Origin of the sequence: Orrella marina, from assembly GCF_003058465.1 — a bacterium.
Classification (GTDB): domain Bacteria; phylum Pseudomonadota; class Gammaproteobacteria; order Burkholderiales; family Burkholderiaceae_B; genus Algicoccus; species Algicoccus marinus.
On record NZ_CP028901.1, the window covers coordinates 4,109,952 to 4,134,428 of the forward strand.

The 24,477-nt window shown below is 56.0% G+C and carries 22 protein-coding genes; 8 read left to right on the plus strand and 14 right to left on the minus strand.

Translation table 11 applies throughout. From position 1 onward, the window contains the following. Positions 1-61: 61 nt before the first annotated feature. Positions 62-1,144 carry a calcium/sodium antiporter gene (locus DBV39_RS18685; RefSeq protein ID WP_227870721.1) on the plus strand — a complete coding sequence of 361 codons (1,083 nt, stop codon included), beginning with the start codon at positions 62-64 and terminating at the stop codon, positions 1,142-1,144. A gap of 84 nt (positions 1,145-1,228) precedes the next feature. Here DBV39_RS18685 and DBV39_RS18690 read toward each other — a convergent pair whose 3' ends face one another. The 4 genes from DBV39_RS18690 to DBV39_RS18705 form a co-directional block, all read right to left on the minus strand. Then, the gene (locus DBV39_RS18690) at positions 1,229-1,828 is read right to left on the minus strand and encodes a thiamine pyrophosphate-dependent enzyme (RefSeq protein ID WP_108622887.1); all 600 of its coding nucleotides are present in this window, start codon (positions 1,826-1,828) and stop codon (positions 1,229-1,231) included. Between the two features lie 37 nt (positions 1,829-1,865). After that, positions 1,866-2,399 carry a thiamine pyrophosphate-binding protein gene (locus tag DBV39_RS18695; protein WP_108622888.1) on the minus strand — a complete coding sequence of 178 codons (534 nt, stop codon included), beginning with the start codon at positions 2,397-2,399 and terminating at the stop codon, positions 1,866-1,868. A gap of 132 nt (positions 2,400-2,531) precedes the next feature. Next, positions 2,532-3,803 (minus strand): MFS transporter, encoded by a 1,272-nt coding sequence (locus DBV39_RS18700; protein WP_108622889.1) that lies wholly within the window; start codon positions 3,801-3,803, stop codon positions 2,532-2,534. A 20-nt stretch (positions 3,804-3,823) separates the two neighbouring features. Then, a complete protein-coding gene (locus DBV39_RS18705) occupies positions 3,824-4,897 on the minus strand; it encodes a glycosyltransferase family 9 protein (protein ID WP_108622890.1) in 1,074 nt (357 codons plus the stop codon). Between the two features lie 368 nt (positions 4,898-5,265). Here DBV39_RS18705 and DBV39_RS18710 point away from each other — a divergent pair, with 368 nt between their 5' ends. Beyond that, the gene (locus tag DBV39_RS18710) at positions 5,266-6,342 is read left to right on the plus strand and encodes a tartrate dehydrogenase (RefSeq protein ID WP_108622891.1); all 1,077 of its coding nucleotides are present in this window, start codon (positions 5,266-5,268) and stop codon (positions 6,340-6,342) included. A 62-nt stretch (positions 6,343-6,404) separates the two neighbouring features. On the opposite strand, the gene DBV39_RS18715 is transcribed toward DBV39_RS18710, so the two are convergent. The 8 genes from DBV39_RS18715 to DBV39_RS18745 all read right to left on the minus strand — a co-directional run bounded on the left by DBV39_RS18715 (position 6,405) and on the right by DBV39_RS18745 (position 14,549). After that, positions 6,405-7,688, minus strand: coding sequence for an O-acetylhomoserine aminocarboxypropyltransferase/cysteine synthase family protein (locus tag DBV39_RS18715; RefSeq protein WP_108622892.1), 1,284 nt, complete (start codon positions 7,686-7,688; stop codon positions 6,405-6,407). Positions 7,689-7,777: 89 nt separating this feature from the next. Then, positions 7,778-8,632, minus strand: coding sequence for a dicarboxylate/amino acid:cation symporter (locus tag DBV39_RS18720; RefSeq protein WP_322348727.1), 855 nt, complete (start codon positions 8,630-8,632; stop codon positions 7,778-7,780). After that, positions 8,629-9,024 (minus strand): cation:dicarboxylate symporter family transporter, encoded by a 396-nt coding sequence (locus tag DBV39_RS20490; RefSeq protein WP_322348728.1) that lies wholly within the window; start codon positions 9,022-9,024, stop codon positions 8,629-8,631. Before DBV39_RS20490 ends, DBV39_RS18720 begins: the two co-directional genes overlap by 4 nt. A 53-nt stretch (positions 9,025-9,077) precedes the next feature. Further along, positions 9,078-9,872 (minus strand): SDR family NAD(P)-dependent oxidoreductase, encoded by a 795-nt coding sequence (locus DBV39_RS18725; RefSeq protein ID WP_108622893.1) that lies wholly within the window; start codon positions 9,870-9,872, stop codon positions 9,078-9,080. Between the two features lie 138 nt (positions 9,873-10,010). Continuing rightward, positions 10,011-11,342: a ferredoxin reductase family protein gene (locus DBV39_RS18730; RefSeq protein ID WP_108622894.1), complete on the minus strand. Its 1,332-nt coding sequence runs from the start codon at positions 11,340-11,342 to the stop codon at positions 10,011-10,013. Positions 11,343-11,519: 177 nt separating this feature from the next. Next, a complete protein-coding gene (locus DBV39_RS18735) occupies positions 11,520-12,578 on the minus strand; it encodes a quaternary amine ABC transporter ATP-binding protein (protein WP_108622895.1) in 1,059 nt (352 codons plus the stop codon). Then, positions 12,578-13,462: an ABC transporter permease gene (locus DBV39_RS18740; protein ID WP_108622896.1), complete on the minus strand. Its 885-nt coding sequence runs from the start codon at positions 13,460-13,462 to the stop codon at positions 12,578-12,580. The genes DBV39_RS18735 and DBV39_RS18740 overlap by 1 nt, the downstream gene beginning before the upstream one ends. A gap of 76 nt (positions 13,463-13,538) precedes the next feature. Further along, entirely contained in the window at positions 13,539-14,549 is a 1,011-nt protein-coding gene (locus tag DBV39_RS18745; protein WP_108622897.1) for an ABC transporter substrate-binding protein, read from the minus strand. A gap of 624 nt (positions 14,550-15,173) precedes the next feature. Between DBV39_RS18745 and DBV39_RS18750 the strand changes: the two genes are divergently transcribed. The 4 genes from DBV39_RS18750 (at position 15,174) to DBV39_RS18765 (ending at position 19,513) form a co-directional block, all read left to right on the plus strand. Then, complete coding sequence (locus DBV39_RS18750; protein ID WP_227870722.1) at positions 15,174-15,941, plus strand: glutathione S-transferase N-terminal domain-containing protein; 768 nt, start codon at positions 15,174-15,176, stop codon at positions 15,939-15,941. A 442-nt stretch (positions 15,942-16,383) separates the two neighbouring features. Beyond that, the gene (dctP, locus tag DBV39_RS18755) at positions 16,384-17,424 is read left to right on the plus strand and encodes a TRAP transporter substrate-binding protein DctP (protein WP_108622898.1); all 1,041 of its coding nucleotides are present in this window, start codon (positions 16,384-16,386) and stop codon (positions 17,422-17,424) included. 169 nt (positions 17,425-17,593) lie between these two features. After that, complete coding sequence (locus DBV39_RS18760; RefSeq protein ID WP_108622899.1) at positions 17,594-18,211, plus strand: TRAP transporter small permease subunit; 618 nt, start codon at positions 17,594-17,596, stop codon at positions 18,209-18,211. Next, entirely contained in the window at positions 18,212-19,513 is a 1,302-nt protein-coding gene (locus DBV39_RS18765) for a TRAP transporter large permease (protein WP_108622900.1), read from the plus strand. 163 nt (positions 19,514-19,676) lie between these two features. Here the strand turns inward: DBV39_RS18765 and DBV39_RS18770 are convergent, their stop codons facing one another. Together DBV39_RS18770 and DBV39_RS18775 are read right to left on the minus strand one after the other, a co-directional pair. Further along, a complete protein-coding gene (locus DBV39_RS18770; protein WP_108622901.1) occupies positions 19,677-20,711 on the minus strand; it encodes an XdhC family protein in 1,035 nt (344 codons plus the stop codon). Positions 20,712-20,863: 152 nt separating this feature from the next. Then, the gene (locus DBV39_RS18775; RefSeq protein ID WP_108622902.1) at positions 20,864-22,378 is read right to left on the minus strand and encodes a CoA-acylating methylmalonate-semialdehyde dehydrogenase; all 1,515 of its coding nucleotides are present in this window, start codon (positions 22,376-22,378) and stop codon (positions 20,864-20,866) included. A gap of 463 nt (positions 22,379-22,841) precedes the next feature. Here DBV39_RS18775 and fabL point away from each other — a divergent pair, with 463 nt between their 5' ends. Beyond that, entirely contained in the window at positions 22,842-23,597 is a 756-nt protein-coding gene (gene fabL / locus DBV39_RS18780) for an enoyl-[acyl-carrier-protein] reductase FabL (RefSeq protein WP_108622903.1), read from the plus strand. A gap of 34 nt (positions 23,598-23,631) precedes the next feature. Continuing rightward, entirely contained in the window at positions 23,632-24,390 is a 759-nt protein-coding gene (locus DBV39_RS18785) for a 3-oxoacyl-ACP reductase family protein (RefSeq protein WP_227870723.1), read from the plus strand. The last annotated feature ends 87 nt before the right edge of the window (positions 24,391-24,477 follow it).

The following is a 24,477-nucleotide window of genomic DNA, read 5'->3' on the forward strand; positions in this document are numbered from 1 at the left end:
TTTAGCAGGTTGCAGGAGGTCGAATGGACAATGTGTTCCCTTTCTTGGAGTTTGCACTGAGATGATGACGGCACTGATGTTTGTTGCGGGTCTGGTTGCGCTGGTTTTTGGTGCCAACGCACTGGTGCATGGCGCTTCCAAACTGGCTCTGTCGTTTTCCATTTCCCCACTTGTGGTCGGTCTGACAGTCGTGGCGTTCGGAACCAGCGCGCCCGAGATGGCTGTTTCGACCGGCGCGGTACTGTCTGGTCAGAATGACGTTGCAGTTGGCAACGTGGTCGGCAGCAACATCTTTAACGTGCTGTTTATCCTGGGCATGAGCGCAGTCATTTTGCCGCTGAGTGTGCACACTCAGGTTATTCGTCAGGAGATTCCGATCATGCTGGGTGGCGCCGTCTTGCTTATGTTGCTGGGAATTGATGGCAGCATTGACTGGTATGAGGGCGCTCTGTTACTCGGTTTGCTGGTTTTGTACACCATATTCCTGATCGTCCAGTCCAGGTCTCAGGCTGGTGGAGCGGCATCGGCAGATTATGACGAGGAGATCAAGCCGGCCGGTAAAGGGCAGTGGGACAGTCACTGGTTTGTGCAACTTCTCCTGATAGCGGTGGGGCTGGGACTGCTGGTGACTGGTTCTGACTGGCTTGTCGACTCTGCAGTCACTTTCGCAAAATCGCTCGGTGTCAGTGATCTGATCATTGGTCTGACGATTGTTGCGGCGGGAACATCGCTACCTGAGGTCGCCGCGTCGGTTACCGCTGCGATCAAGGGTGAACGGGACATGGCCGTTGGCAATGTGGTGGGAAGCTGCGTTTTCAATACGCTGGGATGCGTGGGGCTCGGTGCGATCGTATCCGGGACGGCTGGCCTGAGTCTGGCTCCATCACTGGTCAACTTTGATTTGTGGGTGATGCTGGCAGCATTTCTGGCATGTCTGCCAGTGTTTCTCTCCGGCCGGGAAATCGCGCGCTGGGAAGGGTTTGTGTTTCTGGCCTATTACGTGGTGTACGTGGCCTATCTGATCCTGGCGGCACAGTCTCACAGTGCGCTGCCAGCGTTTTCCAGCATCATGTTCAGCTTCGTCTTGCCACTGACTGTCGTGACACTGATTGTGGCGATGCTGGGTAAACCGAAACCATCCTGACCCGGTATGTTGGGTGTCTCGAGTCCCGGCCCGGCACTTTGTGCCGCGACGGGACCAAAACTGATGCAGACGTTCTGTTTTCGTTCAGATTGGCTCAAAACCCAGTTCAGCACGAAACCGGTTCTTGATCTGCACGCCGTCGCGCATGGGGAGTGCTCGCGGTAGTTCCTCGGCCCTGACCTTGACTTGAAACAGGGCAGGTCCAGTGCGGCCTGAAACCGCGCTCTGGATCTGGTTGACCCCGGCAGCATTGTCAATCAGCAAGGCCTGTTTGAACGACGTAGCCTTGGCAAGCGCAACCAGATCGGTGCCAAGACTGGTATGGCTATGCTGCATGCCGGTCTCTCCGAAGTGACCGTTATCCAGCACTACGATGGTCAGGTTGGCGGGTTGCTGGGCGCCTGTCGTGGCAAGCATGCCCAGACCCATCAGCTGTTCACCGTCACCGGTCAGAACAATGATGTCGCGCTCTGGTTGTGCCAGCGCCAGGCCCAGTCCGATGGCGGCTGCACCACCCATTGCGCCCCATAAGTAGAAGTTGTTTGGCCGGTCACCCGCTGCATAGAGATCGTAGGTTGAAGAACCAAGCCCGGCCACAATCAATGCATCCGGGCAGGCTTGAACCAGAGATTTCACAAATGCGCGCCGGTCGATGCCTGCGTCGGTTTTGTTGACGTCCGTCATGGGTTGTTTGCTCCGTATCGGTTGTTCGTGTTCAGGCTTAGCGGGACCATTTCTTGCGTCCGATCAGCCGCTGCGAAATCAGCACGGCGATCTGCTCACCGGCACCAAATGCCGCATCAAGCGCCGCTTCGACAACATCCTGCACTTCGTCTGGATCGGTGACGCGCAGCACCCGGATACCCATGGCTTCCAGCACAGGTTGAGTTGCCTTGCTCATGGGGCCCTGCCAGGGGTTGAACTCCGCATACTCACCGCGCATCGTGATGAACGTCAGAAACGGAATACGGCAGCTTTGCAACAGCGAGAACATGTTGACGCAGTTTCCCACGCCACTACTTTGCATCAGCAGGACGCTGCGCTGGCCGCCGAGCCAGGCGCCGCAGCTCATCGCCACGCCTTCCTCTTCCGTGGTCAGTACCACGGCTTTCATGTCAGGGTCCTGGTGCGCACGTTCAATCACGTGCGCGTGACCCGCGTCGGGTACGTAATAAAGCTGCTGTATGTCAGCAGCCTTGAGGGCGTTGAAGATGGCATCTTTCCAGCCAGCTACCGCGGTATCGTCTTGGGACATGACTCACCTGTCTGAGATTGAACATGCTTTTTGTACAGCAAAAGACAACCTGTTCCAACAGAGTATGACTGTCCGGGTTGCGACTGGTCGCCACGGAATCCATCAGACGGCACAGCGTGGGCAGCAGGCGGGTTAAGTCGATTCTCCTGCGGCTGGCACAGAAGCTGGTGGCGCATTCGGGTCCGGTGGACGTTTGGCAGCCCAGAACACCACGGCACCAACGAGCGCGATGCTCGCCAGAACCGAGAAACCCAGCTTGTAGTCTCCGGTGGCGTCTCCGAGTACACCCGCCAGCAGCGGCCCAATCGACTGACCAAGTGCGGTGATCATCGCAGACAGTCCGAGAATCATACCGATCGCTTTACGCCCGAAATAGTCAGCGCGGATCGCCTGCATGAACGGACCTCGCAAGCCCCAGGCCAGTCCGTGTGCCACCGCGAAGTACACCAGTTCAATGACGCCTGTTGCAAAGGTCAGCGCGAACATGGCCGAGGAGTGCAGCACCATGCACGCTGCCGCTACTAGTCGCTTCTCGTACTTGTCGCCGAGGTAGCCTCCTAGCAGGACTCCCAGAACCTGACAGAACGTCATGAGCATGATGAAATACGATGCGGTGGCGATGCTGTAGTCCAGTTCAATTCGCATGTGATTGATGGCGTGCGTATTAACTGCCATCACTACGATCAGCGCGATACCATGCCCTGCTGCGAGCAGCCAGAACGCTTTGGTACGCAAGGCTTGTCTGGCTGTGAAGTTCGGTTCAGGTTTGAGTGGTTTGTCAGGGTCGGATGCTGGCTGGGTACGGTGAAACGCGTGACCATCGACCACCTCTCCATAGTCTTCCGGTCTGCGTCTGAACATGCAGGCAAGCGGAAATCCGATCAGAATGACGCTCAGACCACTGCCGAATGCGGTCGTGCGCCATCCGAACATCTCGATCGCACCAGCGACGATTGGAACGAACACCCCCCCAAGCGCAAAGCCCAGTCCAACCATGGAAAGCGCCCGGGCGCGTTTCTTCTCGAACCACTGGATCACGGCAACGTTTAGCGGGAAGTACCCCGCCATGGATGCGCCCACGGCAATGACCGCAATTGACATGTAGAACTGCGGCAGGGTGTCGATTTGACTCAGGAACATGAACCCGACGCCAAACATGGTCACTCCCGTCTTGATTACGCCTCGTGAACCGAACTTGTCCAGAAAGTAACCGAGAACTGGCCCCAGGATGGCCGCTTCAACCGAGAGCATCGCTGACGCAGCGGAAAGGGATGTTTTGCTCCAGCCTTGTTCGACTGTCAGAACAGCAACGTATGCACCAAAAGCCTGATGAAGCAGCATTGCCTGCAGGATTTGCAGGGTCGCGGCTGCACCGACCATTTTCCAGCCATAAAAAATCTTCATTGCACAGTATTGTTGGGTGGTTAATCGATAAGGAGTCCAGAAACAATGGCTGATGCATCGAGGCTATCGATGTCAGTCACATTGATACTGTGCGCGTTAAGACAACCATAGTGCAAGGGATTTGTGATGTTATATAGGCCAACGCATCGCGCGTTGGCTGCATCGGCCAAGTGCAGGGGGCCGGTGTCGGCACAAATGAAGAGATCCATGGATCTGAGCACGGTGCCGAGTTGACGCAGATCGGCACTCTGATAGGTCTGCGTTCCTTCGACCAGGGGCGCGCTGATGTCCGGGCTCAGGATCTCGACCCAGCGAACAGGTCCTTCACCCGACTCTTTCACTGCCTCGTCAAAACGACTGCGAATTTCTATCCAGTCGGGGTTGCTAATGACTTTAGCTCCTCGAGCACCTCGAAAGTAAGCAAGGCAGCGCCTGGCGTCACCACGCAGCGAGCGGACAACTTCCATACCCGCCCGGATCTCTGCCTCACTGAACACCATCGTGTGATCAACGTGGTGGGCGTGGTGGGCGTTGCGGCCCCGATCTCTCAGCAATGTGAGGGCTGACAGTGCGGCGTGCGGCGATTCTGGCTCGGCCCGCACGGCATGAGGAAAGACGCTCTCGGTTTCTTCTCCCCAGAAGGCGACTTTGTTACGCGCGTTCAGGAATGCACAGATCAGCGTGTCACTGGAAGAACTGTGGGGCATGTACAGAAGGTCGTAGACCTGTTGCCTGGTCCTGAAGAGTGTTCTGAGGAATGACCAGGCGCTGGCGAACGCAAACTTCGACACCAGTACGTTATTTAACCCGAGATGTTGAAAGACACTGGCCTGGCCTTCACTGAGCACCATCAGGTCAACCTGAGCGTCGGGATAGGTGGCCTGTACTTCGCGCACAAAAGGCAACATGAAATACATGTTGCCGATCCGCTTGTTGTTGCGAACAACCAGGATGCGCTTGACCTCGCTTGCCGGAAGCCGGGCGGGTTCCAGATATGGGCTGTGTCCGATCCGGTTGAAAATCCATTTCGTCAGGGCGCGGGTGTGCTTGCGCCGGGCGCGGTCGACACTTCTGAGAGCAGTTCGAGTGGACATTGGGGTCGGTCGGTGGGTAGTGGAAGGAGCGACTGGAGATGCGCTGCTAAGGACCGTACGAACGGTGAGGGCAGATTCTCGCACACGCGATTCGAATTCTGATTGTTGTTGGAGAGAAGTATTCTGACGTCACGACGATGCGTATCATAGAGCATCACGTAAAGTTGGTGACCCGATTTTTACCGATTTTCTACGCCATGACTGGTCATGTGCACGTGCTGTATGCGCTGCAAGTGCGGCGCGTGTGTGCCACTTGTGCGCCACTTGTGCGGCACCTCATAGAGGCAGGCCTGGTTATCGGGTAGTGATCAACGGAGCGAGGGTCAGGGAAAATTGTTGCGAAATGAGCACAGAAAGGGGCAGACCAGATGAGCAAGACGTATCAGATTGCATTGATTCCAGGTGACGGAATCGGCAAGGAAGTGATTCCGCAAGGCCGGCGAGTGATTGAGGCGCTGGCGGGAAAGCGGGACCAGCGTGATGTCAGTTTTGAGTTTGAGACATTTGACTGGGGCGCAGACTTTTATCGAAAGCACGGCATCATGATGCCCGAAGACGGGCTGGAGCAGATCCGGCACAAGGACGCCATTCTTTTCGGATCAGCAGGTGATCCTGAGGTGCCTGATCACATTACATTGTGGGGGCTGCGCCTCAAGATCTGCCAGGGACTGGATCAGTACGCCAACGTTCGTCCGGCTCGTATCCTGCCCGGCATCGATGCACCGCTCAAACGCTGCCGTCCCGAGGATCTGGACTGGGTGATCGTACGCGAGAATACAGAAGGGGAATATGCCGGTGTGGGTGGACGCGTACACCAGGGCCAACCCATTGAAGTGGCGACTGACGTCAGCATGATGACACGGGCGGGGGTCACTCGGATTCTGAAATATGCATTCGAGCTGGCCCTCTCCCGCCCCAGAAAGCGGCTCACCGTGGTCACCAAGTCCAATGCGCAACGTCATGCCATGGTGATGTGGGACGAGATCGCAGCCGAAGTGGCGCAATCCTATCCGGATGTTACCTGGGACAAGGAACTGGTTGATGCGGCTACCGCCCGCATGGTCATGCGACCAGACTCTCTCGACACCATCGTTGCAAGCAACCTGCATGCTGACATCCTCAGCGACCTGGCAGCGGCGCTGGCGGGCAGTCTGGGCATCGCACCCACTGCAAATCTGGATCCTGAACGTCGCTATCCGTCCATGTTCGAACCGATTCATGGCTCCGCCTTTGACATCATGGGCAAGGGACTGGCGAATCCGATCGGGACGTTCTGGTCAATTGTCATGATGCTGGAGCATCTCGGACAACCAGCGATGGCCAGTCGCCTCATGAATGCCATTGAGTCGGTCACAGCTGATCCTGCCTTGCACACCCGCGATCTGGGAGGTCAGGCCACGACCGAGATGGTGAGCGCGGCGGTCTGCGAGAGGCTGCAATCCTGATCAGGTAAAGGCAACGGGCCCGCAACAGTGTTGCAGGCCCGTGATCACCGGCGCTGAAGGACTCAGACCTGATCGAGTGCCTGGGTCAGGTCGTCTTGCAGATCAGAGATGTGTTCGATACCAATCGACAGTCTGACCATGCCTTCCGAGACACCGGCTTGTTCCAGTTCTTCTGGATTGAGTTGACGGTGTGTGGTTGAAGCTGGGTGGGTGGCCAGCGATTTTGCGTCCCCAATGTTGACCAGACGAGTGAACAGGTTCAAGGCGTCCAGGAAACGTGCGCCTGCAGCGCGAGGGTCACCTCCATCACTCTTGAGGCCAAATGCCAGAATGCCGGACGCCTTGCCGTTCATCTGGCGCTTGACGATCTCGTGGTCGGGGTGATCAGGCAGGCCGGCGTAACGAACCCACTCGACCTTCGGGTGTGATTGCAGGAATTTGGCCAGTGTCAGTGTGTTGTCGCAGATGCGGTCCATGCGCAGTGCGAGTGTCTCGATGCCTTGCAGAATCATGAAGGCGTTAAAAGGCGACAGAGCAGCGCCGGTGTTGCGCAGGGGAACCACACGCGCACGACCGATAAACGCTGCAGGCCCCAGAGCCTCGGTGTACACCACGCCGTGGTAACTGACGTCGGGTTCATTAAGACGCTTGAAGCGTTCCTTGTGCTCGGCCCAGGGGAAGTTGCCGCTGTCAACAATGATGCCTGCAACGGTTGTGCCGTGTCCACCCATGTATTTGGTCAGCGAGTGCACCACGATGTCTGCGCCGTGTTCGATCGGACGCAGCAAGTATGGGCTGGGAACGGTGTTGTCAACGATTAGCGGTATGCCATGCTCATGTGCCACCTTGGCCAGGGCTGCAATGTCGGTCACGTTGCCCAGTGGGTTACCGATGGACTCGCAGAACACCGCCTTGGTCCGGCTGTCGATGTGCTTTGCAAAACTGGCCGGATCTCTGGGATCGGCAAAGCGCACTTCGATGCCTTGCTGCGGGAATGTGTGTGCAAAGAGGTTGTAGGTGCCGCCGTACAGGGTGCTGGCCGACACGATGTTGTCACCGGCCTCGGCAATTGTCTGGATCGCGTAAGTAATGGCGGACATGCCTGAAGACACGGCGAGTGCGGCAATACCTCCTTCCAGGGCTGCAACGCGCTTTTCCAGCACGTCGTTGGTGGGGTTCATGATCCGGCTGTAGATGTTGCCAGGAACCTTGAGGTCAAAGAGGTCAGCACCGTGCTGGGCGCTGTCAAATGAGTAGGCAACCGTCTGGTAGAGCGGTACGGCCACTGCCTTGGTCGTCGGCTCGGGTGAGTAGCCCGCGTGTATGGCGAGTGTTTCAATTTTCATGTGGTGTCCCCGCGTTTGTCATTTTGAAAGGCTCTACTATATCGGGATATAGAACCTCGTCAAAATAACTTTTGGTTATGATTATTCAATCAGGAAGTATGATGGTGGTGTGTACTTAACTGCCCCTCGCTCTTGGCGATGACCGCCGCTGCGACACCGTTGCCCAGCACGTTGGTTGCCGAACGAGCCATGTCCAGGAAGTGGTCGACTGCGAGAATTAATAAAATGCCTTCTGGCGGGATGTTGAACGATGGCAGAATCGCTGCCAGTACCACCAGGGACGCACGCGGTACGCCGGCCATGCCTTTGGATGTGACAAGGAGCATGCCCAGCATTACGATTTGTTCACCAATTGACAGGTCGATGCCATAGATCTGCGCAATGAAGAGTGCCGCGAAAGTGCAGTACATCATTGAACCGTCGAGGTTGAAGGAGTAGCCCATGGGCAGCACAAACGACGCAACCCGGTTACTGCAGCCAAAGCGCTCGATCTGTTCCAGTGTCTTGGGGTAGGCGGCTTCCGAGCTGGCGGTCGTGAATGCCAGCAGGGCGGGCTCGCGTAACAGTTTGAACAGATGCACAATCCGCTTTCCGATGATCAGGTATCCCAGCCCGAAGATCACACCGATCAGCACAAAAATTCCAAGGTAGAACGACAGCATGAAATAGGCATAGGTTTTCATGATCCCGATGCCATTTAGCGCGATTTCAGATGAGACTGCGGCAAACACAGCAATCGGGGCCACCGTCATGACGGCTGTGGTGACCTTGAGCATGATGTGCGAGATCATGTCCAGATCTTCAATGAACGCTTTGGCTCGCTCTCCAAAGGAGCTCGCAGCTACCCCGAAAAACAACGCAAACACGACGATCTGGAGGATCTCGTTCCTGGCCATGGCATCGATAACGCTCGTCGGAAAGATGTGCTGGATGAAGCCAGTCAACCCACCGCCCTCGACTTTGAGTCCATGACTGGCATTTTCGGGGGCAGAGGCAAGTTGAGCCCTTCACCCGGTTGCAGAATCTGGACCGTGATCAACCCGAGGATCAGTGAGATCACGGACATCATGACAAACCAGCCGAATGTCTTGGCGGTGATGCGCCCGATCGTTCCACCGTCGCCAATTCGCGCCATGCCGACGACAAGTGTCGTGAAGACCAGTGGCGCGATGATCATCTTGATCAGTCGCAGGAAGATGTCTGTGAGAAGGGAGATGTTCCTGGAGTAACTCTGGGCAAGTCCGTCAGCGCCTCCCCACACGTATACAAAGTGTCCCACAATGATGCCAAGAATCATCGCGCCGATGATGAACTGCGTCATTTTTCTGGATGTCATTGCCTATCTCTTTCTCGCCAGTGTTGCGCCGAACATCCAGAACGCCTGCAATCCTAGCGTGTTGCGCTTACGATGCCGCCGTCGACAACCAGAGTCTGGCCCGTGATGTAGCGACTTTCATCGCTGGCCAGAAACAGCGTTGCATGGGCAACATCCCAAGCATCACCCATGTGACCCATTGGAACTTGCTGGTGTCGATGTTCGACAAATTCTTTAAAATTTCCCTTAGCGTACTTGTTCGCCAGTCGTTCGACAAGCGGCGTAAACATGAGTCCGGGTGCAACGCAGTTCAGACGCACGCCACGTTGCGCATAAATGACAGCGGTTGTCTTGGTGAACTGCATCAGGGCGGCCTTTCCCGCTGCGTAGCCGACTTGCGGCTTGCCGATATAACGCAATCCCGCGACTGATGAAATGTTGACGACTGCACCACGTTTGTGCTCTTCCATGATGGGCAATACATACTTGCAGGTGAGATAGGCCGACGTGACGTTTACATCGAGCTGGTCTTGCCAGGCTTGTTCGCTGAGCTCTACTGGTCCGCCTGGTTCAGAACGACCGACGTTGTTCACAAGGATGTCGATTCTGCCGAATCGCCGGATACAGGCTTGGACCATTTCCTGGACCTGTACAGAATCCGTCACATCACAGGCCATGACTTCGGCCTCGCCACCTTCGTTTTCTATGATGGAACGGGTGACTTCGGCCGCACCGAGGTGCAGATCCACCCCAAAAACCTTTGCGCCCTGCCTGGCTAGCAGGACAGCTATGGCTTTTCCGTTTCCCCAACCCTCTTCCTGTGTGCCGCAACCTGTCACGAGTGCGACCTTGCCTTCAAGACTGAACATGACCGATGCCCCTCCGAATTTTGTTGAATGTATTTTGCTGACTGACCTTGCGCACTGTATACGAGAGCTGATGTCGTCAGATAGTTATTCCGCAGCGCAGGAGAGTGGAAAAGGTGAGGGGGACGCACAGTCCGGTGCTCAACGCATCTCGAAGAGTTCCTGATGAAAGTGACTGGCAGGTAGACCTAACTTCACCAGTGGTTGTCGTATTGCCTGCCCCAGTCCTGATGGACCGCAGAACCAGAAGTGTGCGTCCTTCCAGTCTGGGTGAGCCTCCAGAATGCGTTGCGCATTCAATGTATTGCCGCTGCCAGAAGCGATCACATGCGCTCGTACGCCCACTTTGGCTGCGAGTTGCAGCGCGCGTTTTGTCAGGGATGCACTGTCATCGCGCACGCACAGATAAAGGTCAATTTCTGGAACAGCGTCGTTTTGATTAACCAGGTGTTCGAGCTCACTGATGAACGGAGTAACGCCGACACCACCTGCAATCCAGATCTGTCGTGCCTGGGCAGGCTTGAAGGAGAACCTGCCATACGGTCCTTCGATGATTGCTAGTTGGCCAGTATGTACGGCTTGAGCCAGGGTGTTGGTGTAGTCGCCGAGGTGTTTGATGTAAAACCGTACGACGTTCTCCCCCAGTGAATGCTCGGATGCGATCGAGAATGGGTGCCCGCCTTCTTTCGGGTCAAGCGTGAGAAAGGCAAACTGGCCCGGCAGGTGTCCTGGCCAGTCATCGTGCATCTTGATATCGATTTGCGTGACGCCGTCGCTCTGGTGCTCGACGTGCTGGACGACCTCGCCCTGAAAGCGGCGTCTGGCGCCGATGCGCCGTGTCAGAGACAGGATGGCTGCCACCGAGCCGATGGCCATAAGCAGTCCCGTCAAAACCCCGACCGGACTTGCCCAGCCGAGCTTGCCAAAGAGGACGACGCTGTGAAATACCAGGACCAGATAAACAACAGGCATGATCCGGTGGGTCTTGAAAAACCGGCGGTAGGGGATCCATTTGAGCAAGGCAATCAGCACCAGTGCTGCCAGGATGTAGATTGACCATTCGCCAGCTGTCTTGGCAACGGACTTCAGTGCAACGAACGGGTTGGGGTCCGCGAAAAAATCCGCGATACCACTGGGCGTCTCGAATATCTGTGCACTCACCCATCCCTGCTGAACCAGTGACTTGGGCTCGACCTTGATGAACCAGTGCAGCAGGGCAAACACCATGCCACTGATACCCACCCATTTGTGCAGGCGGTAGTTACGATCGAGTCCACCGGTGAGATTTTCAAGCCAGGGTGTTCTCAGTGACAGCACCATGCCAACTGACATCATGACCATGGCCATCACGCCGGCATAGTAGAGCAGTGACTTTCGCAGTGCCCATGGCGCAAGGGTTTGCTCGGATGGGGTCAGACTCACCCAGTAGGCCAGCGTGACAGCAAGGAGTGTGACGCCCCAAAGCCATTTCATCCGGTTCACATCAGTCTCGCATTTGTATTTGCAAGAACTAATATTAACTTCACAAGGTTCTCCCTGATTTGACGTGAGTCAATCCGGACGTTTTTGCGGGAAGGTGTGAAGAGCAGGGGCGTACCGTCAGGTGAACCAGCCCCTTGGCGCTATTGTCGTGCGTCCTTGTTCCAGGCGTCAGGTGACCGCCTGCTGCGCCTGAATTTCGGATTGTGAAGGCCTTCTCATACCTCTGATCAGGTCCTCTACGGTCAGGCGTCCAACGCGTGTGCCTGAACGGTCAGCCACGATGAGGTGATCGCTGCTGCTTTCCGCAAAAATCTGCAACGCCGTTTCAATGGTGGTGTTGGGTTTGATGACCGGCCCGCTGTCAGTTTCTTGAGGCTTGTTCATGATCGCTCGTACCCGGAGTACCCGTGCACGGTTGATGTCTTTCATGAAGCTTGCAACATAAGTGTCTGCCGGGCTCATCAGGATGTTTTGCGGGTCATCATTTTGCACGATCACACCATCGCGCAAGATGGCGATGGTGTCGCCGATGCGCAGGGCTTCGTCCAGATCATGGGTGATGAAGACGATGGTCTTTTGCAGTTCATTCTGAAGTTCGAGCATCACGTTCTGCATCTCGGTCCGGATCAGCGGATCGAGTGCAGAAAAAGCTTCGTCCATGAGCAGGATTTCGGCGTCGGTTGCCAATGCCCGTGCGAGCCCGACGCGTTGCTGCATGCCGCCCGAGAGCTGTTGCGGATAATGATCTTCGAAGCCGTTTAGCCCGACCCGCTCGATCCACTGTCTGGATGTTTCGAGAATCTTTTCCCTGGCCATACCTTGATTCTCAAGACCGTAGCCGACGTTCTCGAGAATCGTGCGGTGAGGAAACAGGGCGAACTTCTGGAACACCATCGAGATCTTGAAGCGTCTGAGGTCGCGCAACGCCTGCTGGTCGAGCTTGATGACGTCTTCACCATCGACCAGGATCTCTCCTTCGGTTGGTGCGATCAGCCGGTTGATATGACGGATCAGTGTTGACTTGCCAGAGCCTGAAAGACCCATTACTACCTGGATGCGATGCCGTTCCATATCGAGGTTGACGTTGTTCAGACCGATGACATGTCCGGTTTTTTCCAGTAGCTCATCCTTGCCCATGCCCTGGTGCACCTTTTCCATGGCCTTGGCAGGATTGCGTCCGAACACTTTGTACAGATTGCGAATCGAGATTGCGATATCGGTGGACATCAGCGTCCTCCTTGCTGGTGTTTCTGCAGACGCATCCCGAAGCTCTGGGTGATCCGGTCAAAAATGATGGCCAGAATCACGACTGCAGCCCCGTTGAACAGGCCAAGCGCAAAATACTGGTTTGTAACCGCTTGTAAAACCGGTTGTCCTAGCCCTCGTACACCAATCATCGAGGCTATCACCACCATGGCCAGCGCCATCATAATGGTCTGGTTGATTCCTGCCATGATGTTTGGCAGCGCCAAGGGCAGCTGAACCTTGAGAAGCTTCTGCATCCGACTCGCGCCAAAGGCGTCAGCCGCCTCAAGGGCTTCTTTCTCAACCAGTCGTATGCCGAGGTTGGTCAGTCGAATGACGGGTGAAATGGCATAGATCACCACGGCGATCAGGCCGGGTACGCGTCCGATGCCCAGCAGCATGACCACCGGAATCAGATATACGAAACTGGGCATGGTCTGCATGACATCCAGTACAGGCAGAATGGTGTTCTTGGCGCGTTCGGAGCGGGCCATCAGAATGCCAATCGGGATGCCGACGATGACAGATAGCAGGGTACAGACCAGAATCATGGCCATGGTCCGCATGGTGTCTTCCCACATGCCAAGGATGCCGATCCCGCACAGTGCGAGCACGACGCCTGTCATCAGTTTCCAGCTTCTTGATGCCAGAAAACTGATCAGACCGGTCGCGAGGATGACCAGCCACCAAGGGCTTTCAAGGAGCAGTCGCTCAAACCAGATCAGGAAATGGAGTAGCGGTTCGAATGCGGTCTCGATCATCGGACCGAATTCTCTGGAGAACGAAAGGTAACCGCGGTCAATGGCCCGTGAGAGCTCACGCAGGGTGGTGTTGTCGAGTTGTGGGAATTCGTTGGACCAGAACATGATGGTTTACCGAAAAAGAGGAAGGGTCACCACGCCGGCCAGTTGTCCTGCCCGGCGTGGTCATGATCAGACGAAATCAGAGTGCCGCCTTGACTTTCTCGGCGACATCCGCTGGAACCCACTCTCTCCAGGAGCTCTCGTAGTTCTTGAGGAAATGTTCGGCTGCGGTCTGGCCGTCAGCCTGATTCTCATCCATGTAGATGAGCATGTCGTCGTAGTCCTTGCCTGTCCAGAGCCGGTTCTTCAGGTACTCCATGGGCTCGGGATTTTTCTCGGCAAATGTGGTGGCAACAACGGTCTTGATTTCAGTCACAGGGAAGTTGTTGGGCTTGGGGTCCGGGCAGTCTGCAATGGCGATACAGGCATCAAACTCTTCCTGGTTGAAGTCTTCCAGTCCCACTCGAACCATGTCATAGCGCGCAAGGACAGAAGTCGGTGCCCAGTAGTAGGTCAGGAGACCTTCGCCACGGTTGTAGGCGCGACCGATGGCTCCCGCCATGGCGGCACCTGATCCCGGATCAACCAGGTTGAATCCGGCATCTTCCAGATCATAAGCACGGTACAGGTTGTCCGTGGTGATCTGGCAAGCCCAGCCAGACGGGCAGCCAAGGACACGTCCTTTGCTTGGGTCTTCGGGATCTTTAAACAACTCGGGATGCTTCTTGATGCCGTCGATCGTGGCAAGTTCGGGGTTCTTCTCGAGCATGTAACGCGGGATCCACCATCCTTCACCTGCATTCTCGGCTGGATTCTCCAGTACGTCGCCGACGATGACCAGGCGACCTTCGCCGACGGCACGATTGATTGGCTCCTTGACGTTGTTCATCCAGAGTTCGGGAGCAATGTCTGGCCGGCCTTTCTCCGACATAGAGGTGGCGGTTGGCATGGTGTCGCCAGGAATGATTTCAGCGTCACAGCCATAACCGTTCTTAAGGATGAATTCGTCCACCCGGGCTGCGACCTGGGCGCTGGCCCAGTTCATCTCGGCAATAGTAACGTTGCCGCATTCAGCAGCGAAAGCGCTTGTGCCAATGGTACTAAGTGTTGCAGCAAGCGCTGCGGTCTGGATATGCTTGAGTGATCTCATGTATGGCTCCTTCGTGAGTCGGGCCCGGACAAAAGGAAAGAATTCCAGATTACGGGCTGTTCCGACAAGCCAGTGCGGGTTGTGCACGGACTCTCATGAATCAAAGCCGCCGGCAGTCGACGACGCGAGGCCCCTGTACAGGGACAATGAGTTGCTCGATGAGCAGCTTGAAAACCCCTGCAACATGCAGGAGCAGTTATCAAAAGGGCGGACGATGGTCGCTCCAGACACGCCACGTTGTCCTCCCGCTCGGCCAGAACCGGAGAAAAATACGGTTTCAAAGTGGCCGTTGACAGTCTAGAGAATAACCACATTTCTTTATATTGAGAAATCCGGGCAAACATTGATTCCTTCTTCCTCTTCTGTTATGTAAGAGGGTTCGGAGATGCTCGGGTGTCTTGGGTCGATTAATGGATCGTCTTCCACGGAGTCTCAAAAAACGTTTGTGGGGTGACTGTGGTGGGTGTACGTCGGGAAGGGTCAGGCAATAGCGGGAAATGTCATGACTGGTTGTCTGGGGATACTTTCCGCAAACCCTTTTCCGAAATCCTCGAGATACGCCTGGCAAGCAGATATGAGGATTGCCATTTTTTGTTCTGATTTCTATTCAGGAGGCTTGCAGCTTTGAACAGTTACTGTGATCCGACAGTCCAGGTGCAGTCCGGTACGCCCGGTGATGCGCACATGCTGCCGATTCTGTATTCCTTCAGGCGTTGTCCTTATGCGATCAGGGCACGCATGGCTTTGTACGCATCCGGAGTCCCTTTCGAGACGGTCGAAGTCAGTCTCAGAAACAAACCAGCCCGACTGATCGAGTTGTCTCCCAAGGCAACCGTACCTGTGCTCGTTCTGCCCGGCGATAAGGTGATCGACGAAAGTCTGGACATTATGCGATGGGCGCTCGGGCAATCCGATCCGCAAAACTGGCTCAGGCAATCGCAGTTGCAGTCGGATCTGGCACAGACGAGCGAATCAGACCCGCCCGCCATTTTGCTCAAGGCAAACGACACAGATTTCAAGCACTGGCTTGACCGGTACAAGTACCCTGTCCGATATCCGGATGAGGGTATTGATGTGGCACATGCCAGAGCGATGGCAATGCAGGCACTGATTTGGCCGCTTTCACATGCCTTGCAAAGTGAGCGCTGGTTAGGAGGGGGGCGCCGTGCCTGGAGGATGTTGCCATCTTTCCATTTGTTCGCCAGTTCTCCGGAGTCGAACCAGCATGGTTTCAAAAATCCGTGCCGCAGTCCGTTCAGTCCTGGTTACAAGGCTGGCTGGACAGCGCGCTGTTTGAACGAGTCATGCGCAAGGCGCAGGGGTGAGGCAGCGTTCGGTCTGACACGCGATTTGTTCTGCGCTTCTCTCGTTCTTTGCTTCTCTGGCATCTGAATGCGAGTGAGGTAGTCTTGAGTGAAGCGATTGTTATCTGATTTTGTGCATATATCCATCAGTTCTAGTGATGAATAATGGTTTGTTTGTAACCCCGAGGCGTGCCTGGACCGGTTTGACAGGAGTCGGGCGGATCTGAATGGCCTGCTCATCGTTACGCGATCGGCACATTAAGCATCTTTAATTCAATGTTTCCTGCGGATGCCTTTATTCATCGAGGTTACTTGATGCAGGGACAGGGGAATACCCCACTAAAAACGACCCATCGAGGGTGCTAGGATTCGCCTGTATCAACAGAAATGCCAGCGCTCAAATTTGCTTTGCTGCGATGATTGTTTCTGATACCACGAATGGAACGTCAGCAGCCTGATCGATTCCCTGACCTGAATCTGTTTGCTGATCAATCAGATTGACGACACTACAACAAAGTAGGAGACGAACGATGAAACACACACCCAAATTCCTGGCAGGTATTCTGGCTGCGGGATTTGCTTTTGCCTCAATTCCAGCGCACGCAGCAGAAGTGGATGGCCCGGAAGTCAACTGGCGTTACTCAGTATGGGGTAACCCCCGTGCCTTTACAGCTGGAATCGAGCATCTGGCGGCTCAACTTAAAGAGAAAACTGGCGGAAAATTCACCTTCAATATCGGATATGGTGAACAGTTTTCCAGGGACCGGGAGAATCTGGACAGCATCAAGCTCGGTGCGATTGACGGTGCCTCATTCTGCAACTTCTACCATCCAGGCAAGAATCCGGCTTTCATGGTTTTCTCTCTGCCGTTTCTGCCGCTTGGTGACTGGGACGTGAACGTGGCTGCGCGTCAGAAACTGTATGCTCACCCTGCCCTGCAAAAGGACATGGACCAGTGGAACGCTTTTGTGTATGCCGGTGCAGTCATGCCGCAATATGAATTCATGGGCAATGGTGAACCACCGAAAAACCTTGAAGACTGGAAAGGCAAGCGCGTGAGAGCAGGTGGTGGAATTGGTGACGCCATGGAGAAGCTTGGCGCAAGAAAGACCACTACAACGGCAACCGAAGTGTATACATCGCTTCAGCGCGGCAGTATGGATGCAGCTTCCTTCCCGTACACCTACTCGCACGCTGCTTACAAGATTCCGGAAGTTTCCGCCTGGTTTACGTCCAACATGTCACCCGGCACGTCGGCCTGCCCGACGGTGTTCAGCAAGACTTCCTACGAGAAGTTGCCTCCTCAGTACAAGCAATTGCTGGAAGATCTCCGACCGGAAGTTTATGAGGTTCAGGTGCAGGCATACAAGGACATCGATGCCAAGAACCTCCCGGAGTTCAGAGAGAAACTGTTCGAAGTTGTCTACACCCCGGAGCAGCTTGAAGAGCTTCGCAAGATTGCCGCAAAACCGGTCTGGGATGAGTGGGTCGAAGCTAACAAGGATCGCTTCGATGGCCAGGAACTGATTGACATGATTGTGGAGATTGCTAATTCTGCACCTAAAAAGTAATCAGGCACGTTCATAACAATCAAAAGACAGGCAGCATATGCCGGGTGTGGCCCATCACGTCACACCCGGTTCGTTTCCACGCACGGTCCGTGCTGGCTCTCTCTGCCTGGAGAGACTCAATGTGTCGAATGTCACATTGGGGTTGTAAATCCGATTTCTCAGGCGTCCTATGCAAACTCATCACGTCACCCAGTCGTCTGATGGCCCACCCGCGCTAGTGGGTGCAGACCGCTGGCTTAGCAAGCTCGAAGACTTCTTTGCGCTACTGGCTTCCCTCTGCATTTTTGCGCTCATGATACTGGGCATCTGGCAGGTGCTCGGGCGCCAGTTGTTCAATGCCCCGATATCCGGTTATATCGACCTGGTCGAGCTATCCATGGCAACCTTCGCTTTCATGGCGGTGGCCTACTGCCAGCGTCTGGGCGGACATGTCCGTATGGATCTGTTTGTGCGAATGGCCAAAGGTCGCCTTCGCTGGGTGATGGAACTCATCACCACCGTGCTGCCGCTGTTGCTCATTGCTGTGCTGATTTACTACAGCTGGGAACACTTCGTACGTGCGTACGACAGTGGTGACAGCACCATTGACATGGAATATCCTGTCTGGCCTTCCAAACTGCTCGTGCCGCTGTCATTCTCGCTCTTGTTCCTTCGCCTGCTGATCGAGACATTCGGCTACTGGCGACTGATTCTTCATCCGGATGCAACACCTGTGGCCGTGCCACAGATCCTTACCGAGGAAGAAATCGCCAGAAAAGAAATCGAAGACTCGAAAGGGGGCGCGTAAATGGATAGCTTCACAATTGGCATTATCGGTGTGATCGCCCTGATTTTTATGGTGTTCATGGGCATGCGTGTCTTTCTGGCTGCAGCGCTGGTCGGTACGCTGGGGCTGGTTTCGATCATCGGCTGGGAATCGGGGCTGGGTATGGCAGGCACCATCCCTCACTCCAAATCGGTGAGTTACACACTAAGTGTGTTGCCCATGTTTATTCTGATCGGGTTTCTGGCATTTCATGCCGGAATCACCGAGGCCTTGTTTGATGCCGGCAGAAAGTGGCTTGGCTGGTTACCGGGTGGTCTGGCGGTGGCAACTGTGGTTGCTGCCACCGGGTTTGCAGCGGTCTCAGGCGCCAGTACTGCCACTGCAGCAGTGTTTGCCCGAACAGCCATCCCTGACATGCTCAAGTATGGCTATAACCGGCAGCTTGCCGCGGGTGTGGTGGCCGCGGGCGGAACCCTCGCAACGCTGATTCCGCCGAGTGCGATTCTGGTGATTTACGCGATCATCGTCGAACAATCGGTTGGTGCATTGCTGGTGGCAGGGTTTCTGCCAGGTATCGTCTCAGCACTGATCTACGTTTTGCTGATTGTCGGCATTTCGATGGTTCGCCCGGAGATGGGGCCTCCGCTCAAGGGGTTCACCTGGAGCCAGCGGGTCAAGTCGGTTCCGGGCACCTTTCCGATCATTGTCGTGGTGGCGATCATCTTCACTGCCATGTACGAGGGATGGGCAACTCCGACAGAAGCTGGCGCACTGGGTGCATCCGTTGTGTTCGTGATGGCTATGGCCAAAGGCATGAAGCTCGGCACGCTGCGCGACGCGCTCATGGAAACGGCAAAGCTGACCGTGATGATCTTCTCGATCATCTGGGGTGTGCTGGTGTTTGTCAGGTTTCTGGGTTTCGCTGGGCTGCCTGACGCATTTGCGCGCTGGGTTGTCTCGCTACCATTCGAGCCACTTTACATCCTGATCGGAATCCTGCTGTTTTATGCGATTCTGGGCATGTTCATGGATGCCATCGGAATGTTGCTGCTTACCTTGCCGGTTGTCTATCCGGCTGTGATCGGTCTGGGATACGACCCGATCTGGTTTGGCATCATCGTGGTGAAGATGGCGGAAATCTGCCTGATCACACCGCCAATTGGACTGAACTGTTTTGTGGTTAATGGCGTCAGGCCGGATATACCGCTAAACCAGGTGTTCAAGGGAGTTGGCCCGTTCTTTATTGCCGACGTGGCAACGATTGCCGTCCTGATTGCTTTCCCCGAGATCATCACCTGGCTGCCGAAGATGATGAATATGTGATTTCCAGGTGACGTGACACCAGACGCAGCAAGGGCGACTTCGCGGTCGCCCTTGCTGCGTCTGGTGTGTGTTGAGTCTGTGAAATCATTCTGCGTGAATGACCGGTGGGTGGTGCTGGATGACCTTTCGCGTGCTCAGGTTGATGTGGTCAGGTCGCTAGTTCTCAGGCCTGCTGCCTTTCTTGCTCCTGCTGGGCCTTGGCTCGCGCGACCTCCATGTCGCGTGGAAGCTCGACGCCGTTCTTGACGGCAAGTACTTCGGCCATCACACTCACAGCGATCTCGGCAGGCGTTTTGCTACCGATGTAAACCCCGATCGGTCCGCGAAGGCGTGCCAGTGATTCCGGGGTCTGGTCAAAATGCTCCATCATGCGTTTGCGTCGGGCTTGCGAATTGGCACGTGACCCAATGGCTCCGATGTAGAACGCTTCGGTTTCGATGGCTTCAAGCAAGGCCAGATCGTCGAGTTTGGGATCGTGGGTCAGTGCCAGAACACAGGTGCGCCGATCGGGCTTGAACGCACGGACCGCGTCATCTGGCCATTCGGTCATGTGATGCACATTGGTGGTGGTCCAGCCGGCAGCGTATTCCTGGCGCGGATCGCAGACAGTGACCGTGAAACCATTGAAAATTGCCATGGTTGCAATGTACTCGCCGAGCTGGCCAGCACCGATCAGCAACATCCTGTAAGACGGTCCGAAGCAGTTCACAAGTTCAGTGTCATTGATCTTGAGCACGCTCACACTTTCAGTGGACTCCAGGCTAGCCTGTCCGCTCGAGAGGTCGAGTCTGCGCAACATCAGGTTGCCTGCGTCCAGGGATGTGATCAGCTCCTGCAACAGATCTGCCTGTGGATTGAATTCGAGCATGAGCTCAAGGGTGCCGCCACAGGGCAGGCCGAAGCGGTGCGCTTCATCGGCGGTGATGCCATAACGGAGCTTCTTCGGGAGACCCTCCAGCTGCATGGCACACTGGCCGGTCGCGGGATCCGGCCGGGTGAAGGACGCAATCAGGTCGTCCTCGATACAACCACCGGAAACCGACCCGACAACCTGGCCGGTTTCGGACATGGCCATGATCGAGCCTATCGGTCTGGGTGATGATCCCCAGGTACGTGTCACGGTTACCAGCACGGCTTTCTCACCGGCCGCACGCCAGCCGGCGAGCCGCTTCAGAACGATCAGATCCTGGTTTTGCATATGCAACCTCTCCACTGGGTGAAACACCCGTGCTAAACGACACCACAGCGACACCACAGCGACACCACGGCGGCACGACAGCACGCGTCAGCAATCACCTGGCGCGTGCGTGAGCGGGCCGACTGTTCATGCCGGCCGGCACCGTCCAGTCCTTACTTGGCGACCGGCATTGAAAACTCTGCACCCGCTGCAATGGTCTGGGGCCAGCGCTGCATGATTGACTTCTGTTTGGTATAGAAGCGAACGCCTTCCTCGCCATAGGCGTGCATATCGCCAAAGAGACTTTTCTTCCAGCCACCAAATCCATGCCATGCCATCGGGACCGGGATGGGCACATTGATGCCGACCATGCCGACCTGGATCCGGCGTCCAAACTCGCGCGCAGCGTGACCGTCGCTGGTGTAGAGCGAGACGCCATTGCCAAAGGCGTGGTTGTTGACGAGCTCGATCGCTTCGTCGAGCGATGCACAACGTACGCAAACGAGCACTGGTCCGAATATTTCTTCCTGATAGATCGTCATGTCCGGGGTGACGTGATCGAAGAGTGTGCCGCCCACGAAGAACCCGCCTTCGTTGCCAGGTACTTTCAGGTCGCGTCCATCGACCACGAGCTTCGCACCCTGCTCGACACCCACTGCGATGTAGCCTTCGATGCGCTTGAGAGCATCGGCCGTGATGACCGGTCCCATCTCGCTGTCAGGCTTCATGCCGTCGCCAATTACCAGCGCCTTGGCACGTTGTTCAAGCCGTTCCACCACCTTGTCACCAATATCGCCAATCAGTACAGCGACGGAAATCGCCATGCAGCGCTCGCCGGCGGATCCATAGGCCGCGCCAATCAGGCCGTCAACGGTGGTGTCAAGGTTGGCGTCAGGCATGACGACCATGTGGTTCTTTGCACCGCCAAGTGCCTGAACGCGCTTGCCGTTGGCAGCACCACGCTCATAGATATATTGGGCGATCGGGGTCGAACCCACAAAACTGACAGCACGGACCTCAGGATCTTCCAGCAGGGTGTCAACGGCAAGCTTGTCGCCCTGGACGACGTTAAAGACCCCGTCTGGCAGTCCCGCTTCCTTGAGAAGTGTCGCCAGAAAGAGCGATGCTGATGGATCGCGCTCGCTGGGCTTGAGAATAAAGGTGTTGCCACATGCCAGTGCAACCGGGAACATCCACATCGGGACCATGCAGGGGAAGTTAAACGGTGTGATGCCCGCGACCACGCCGAGCGGCTGGCGTACGGTCCAGTTGTCAATGTCTGTCGAGACCTGCTCTGTGTAATCACCTTTGAGAAGCTGTGGTGCGCCGCAGGCAAACTCGACAATCTCGATACCTCGCGTGACCTCACCCTGCGCATCCGAGAACACCTTGCCATGCTCTTGTGTGATGATGGCGGCCAGCGCATCACGATGCTCGATCAGGAGTTGCAGATACTTGTCGAGCACGCGTGCACGACGGATCGCGGGTGTGCTGGCCCAGGCTGGAAACGCCTGTCGCGCAGCGGCAATGGCCTTCTGGACGGTTTGCACACTTGCGAGCTCCACCTTGCGAGCAACGGCGCCTGTTGCAGGATTGAATACGTCCTGGGTGCGACCGCCGCTGTCCCGGTAAATCTCGCCACCGATCCAGTGGCTGATGGTGTTTTCAAGTGTGTATGGGGCTGTCATGGGTGGACTCCAATGGGATGTAGTATTCAGAAACCTGTCGTTAAAAGCCAGCCGTGCCTGCAAGTCAGCTCATGTGAGTCGCTGGTTTTTACTTGCAACTCTGCCTTCTCGACCAGGCATTCGTGTCTCGTACTGCGCATTCTGCCAGCAGTCTTTCTTGCGCCTGCATGGTCCGGGTCGTTGTCGGATCGTCCAGCCGTTTTGTCCGGCGAGCCAGGCACACAGCACTCGTACAAAAACCGGACCTGGCAATTCGAACCGCTGACGTGATCCTCTCATATTAAAGAAGGATTGGGGATTTCGCATCCTTGCAGTGGGTTTTGAGGGGTAAAAGTTACTGATCCCGGCCTGTCTGCCGCGTTCAGACAGGCCCTGGCGCGCTCGAAGGCGTATCTTGCGGATGACCAATGCGGTCCCATGCCGCTAAACTCTTACTCATTCAATTCAGTTGGGGCAAAAATCAATGACTCAGACTCTTTCCGGAAAGGTTGCGCTTGTCACCGGAGCTGCCCGCGGTATCGGGCGCGCGAGCGCACTCAAGCTTGCAGGCGCCGGTTGCGATGTGATCGTGAATTATTACAACAGCCATGACGAGGCCCAGTCACTTTGTGAAGAGATCCGCGGCATGGGCCGTAAAGCGCTGCCGGTTCAAGGTAGTGTCGGCATGGCCGACAGTGTTCAGGAAATGTTTGATGCGATCAGGGAGGAGTTTGACCGGATTGATATCCTGGTGAGTAACGCTGCCTCGGGGGTCCTCAAACCAGCGATGGACATGAAGCTCAAACATTTCAGATGGTGTATGGAGACCAACGCGTTTGCACTCGTAACACTCGCGCAGCATGCTGCTCCCATGATGAAGCAGGGTGGGCGAATTGTTGCACTGTCGAGCCTGGGCTCGCAGCGTGCCATGCCTCACTACGGTTTTGTGGGGGCATCCAAGGCTGCGCTGGAATCCCTGGTCAGGACGCTGGCCCAGGAGCTTGGGCCACAAGGTATCCGGGTCAATACCGTGTCGGCGGGTGTGGTCGATACAGATGCCTTGAGCCATTTCCCGAACCGCGAACAAGTACTGGAAGAGTTTGCGGCGCGAACGCCAGCAGGCCCCAGACTCACACCGCAGGATGTGGCTGACGCAGTGTATCTGCTGTGCTTGCCGGAAGCACAGTGGATCAACGGTCATACTTTGCTGGTCGATGGCGGCTTCGCAATTTCAGGTTGACGGGCAGGTTTCTCGGAATTTTTAGGGTGATTTGATGGCTTTGGACACAGGACTGGCAGGAAAGGTAGCGATCGTGACGGGTGGTTCGCGCGGGATCGGACGCACGATCGTGCAGACGCTCGCAGCAGAAGGTGCGAAGGTGCATTTTTTCTATCGATCGGAAGCTGACGCAGCCAGGGAAGTGGTGGACGCAGTGAGCGCCGCAGGTGGGCAGGCAACGGCATGGATGGTCGATGTGACCGATTCCCAGGCCTGCCAGCAGGCCGTGGAGCAGATCGCGGATCAATCTGAGCGAATCGATGTGCTGGTGAACAACGCAGGGATCGTTCGTGACAATCTGCTTGCCGCAATGGAAGACGAAGAGATCACATCGGTCTTGCAGACCAATCTCTTCAGTGTGTTTCATGTGACCCGGGCTGTGGTTCCTTTCATGATGTCGCAGCGCAGCGGACAAATTGTCAATCTGTCCTCGGTCGCTGCCACCAAAGGTGGGCGTGGGCAGGCCAACTATGCCGCCAGTAAAGGCGCAGTCGAGGCCGTGACGCGCGCACTGGCGGTCGAGCTTGCCCCCAGAAAGATTCGTGTGAATGCGGTTGCACCAGGTGTGATCGAAACCGCCATGTCGCAGCAGGTCAGGGATCTCGCGGGTGACGAGGTCAAATCCCGGATTCTGCTCAAACGGTACGGGCAGCCTGAGGAAATTGCGCAGGCCGTGACGTTTCTGGCCAGTGACCTTGCCAGCTACATTACAGGCCAGGTCCTGTACGTGGATGGTGGCTTCAAGATGGCTTAGAATTCCGAAGCCAACCCCTGAGTGCGAGCTCTCTGGAGTAAACTCACGGGTTTGACGTTAATTACGGAACCAGCGTGCCGTCGCGCA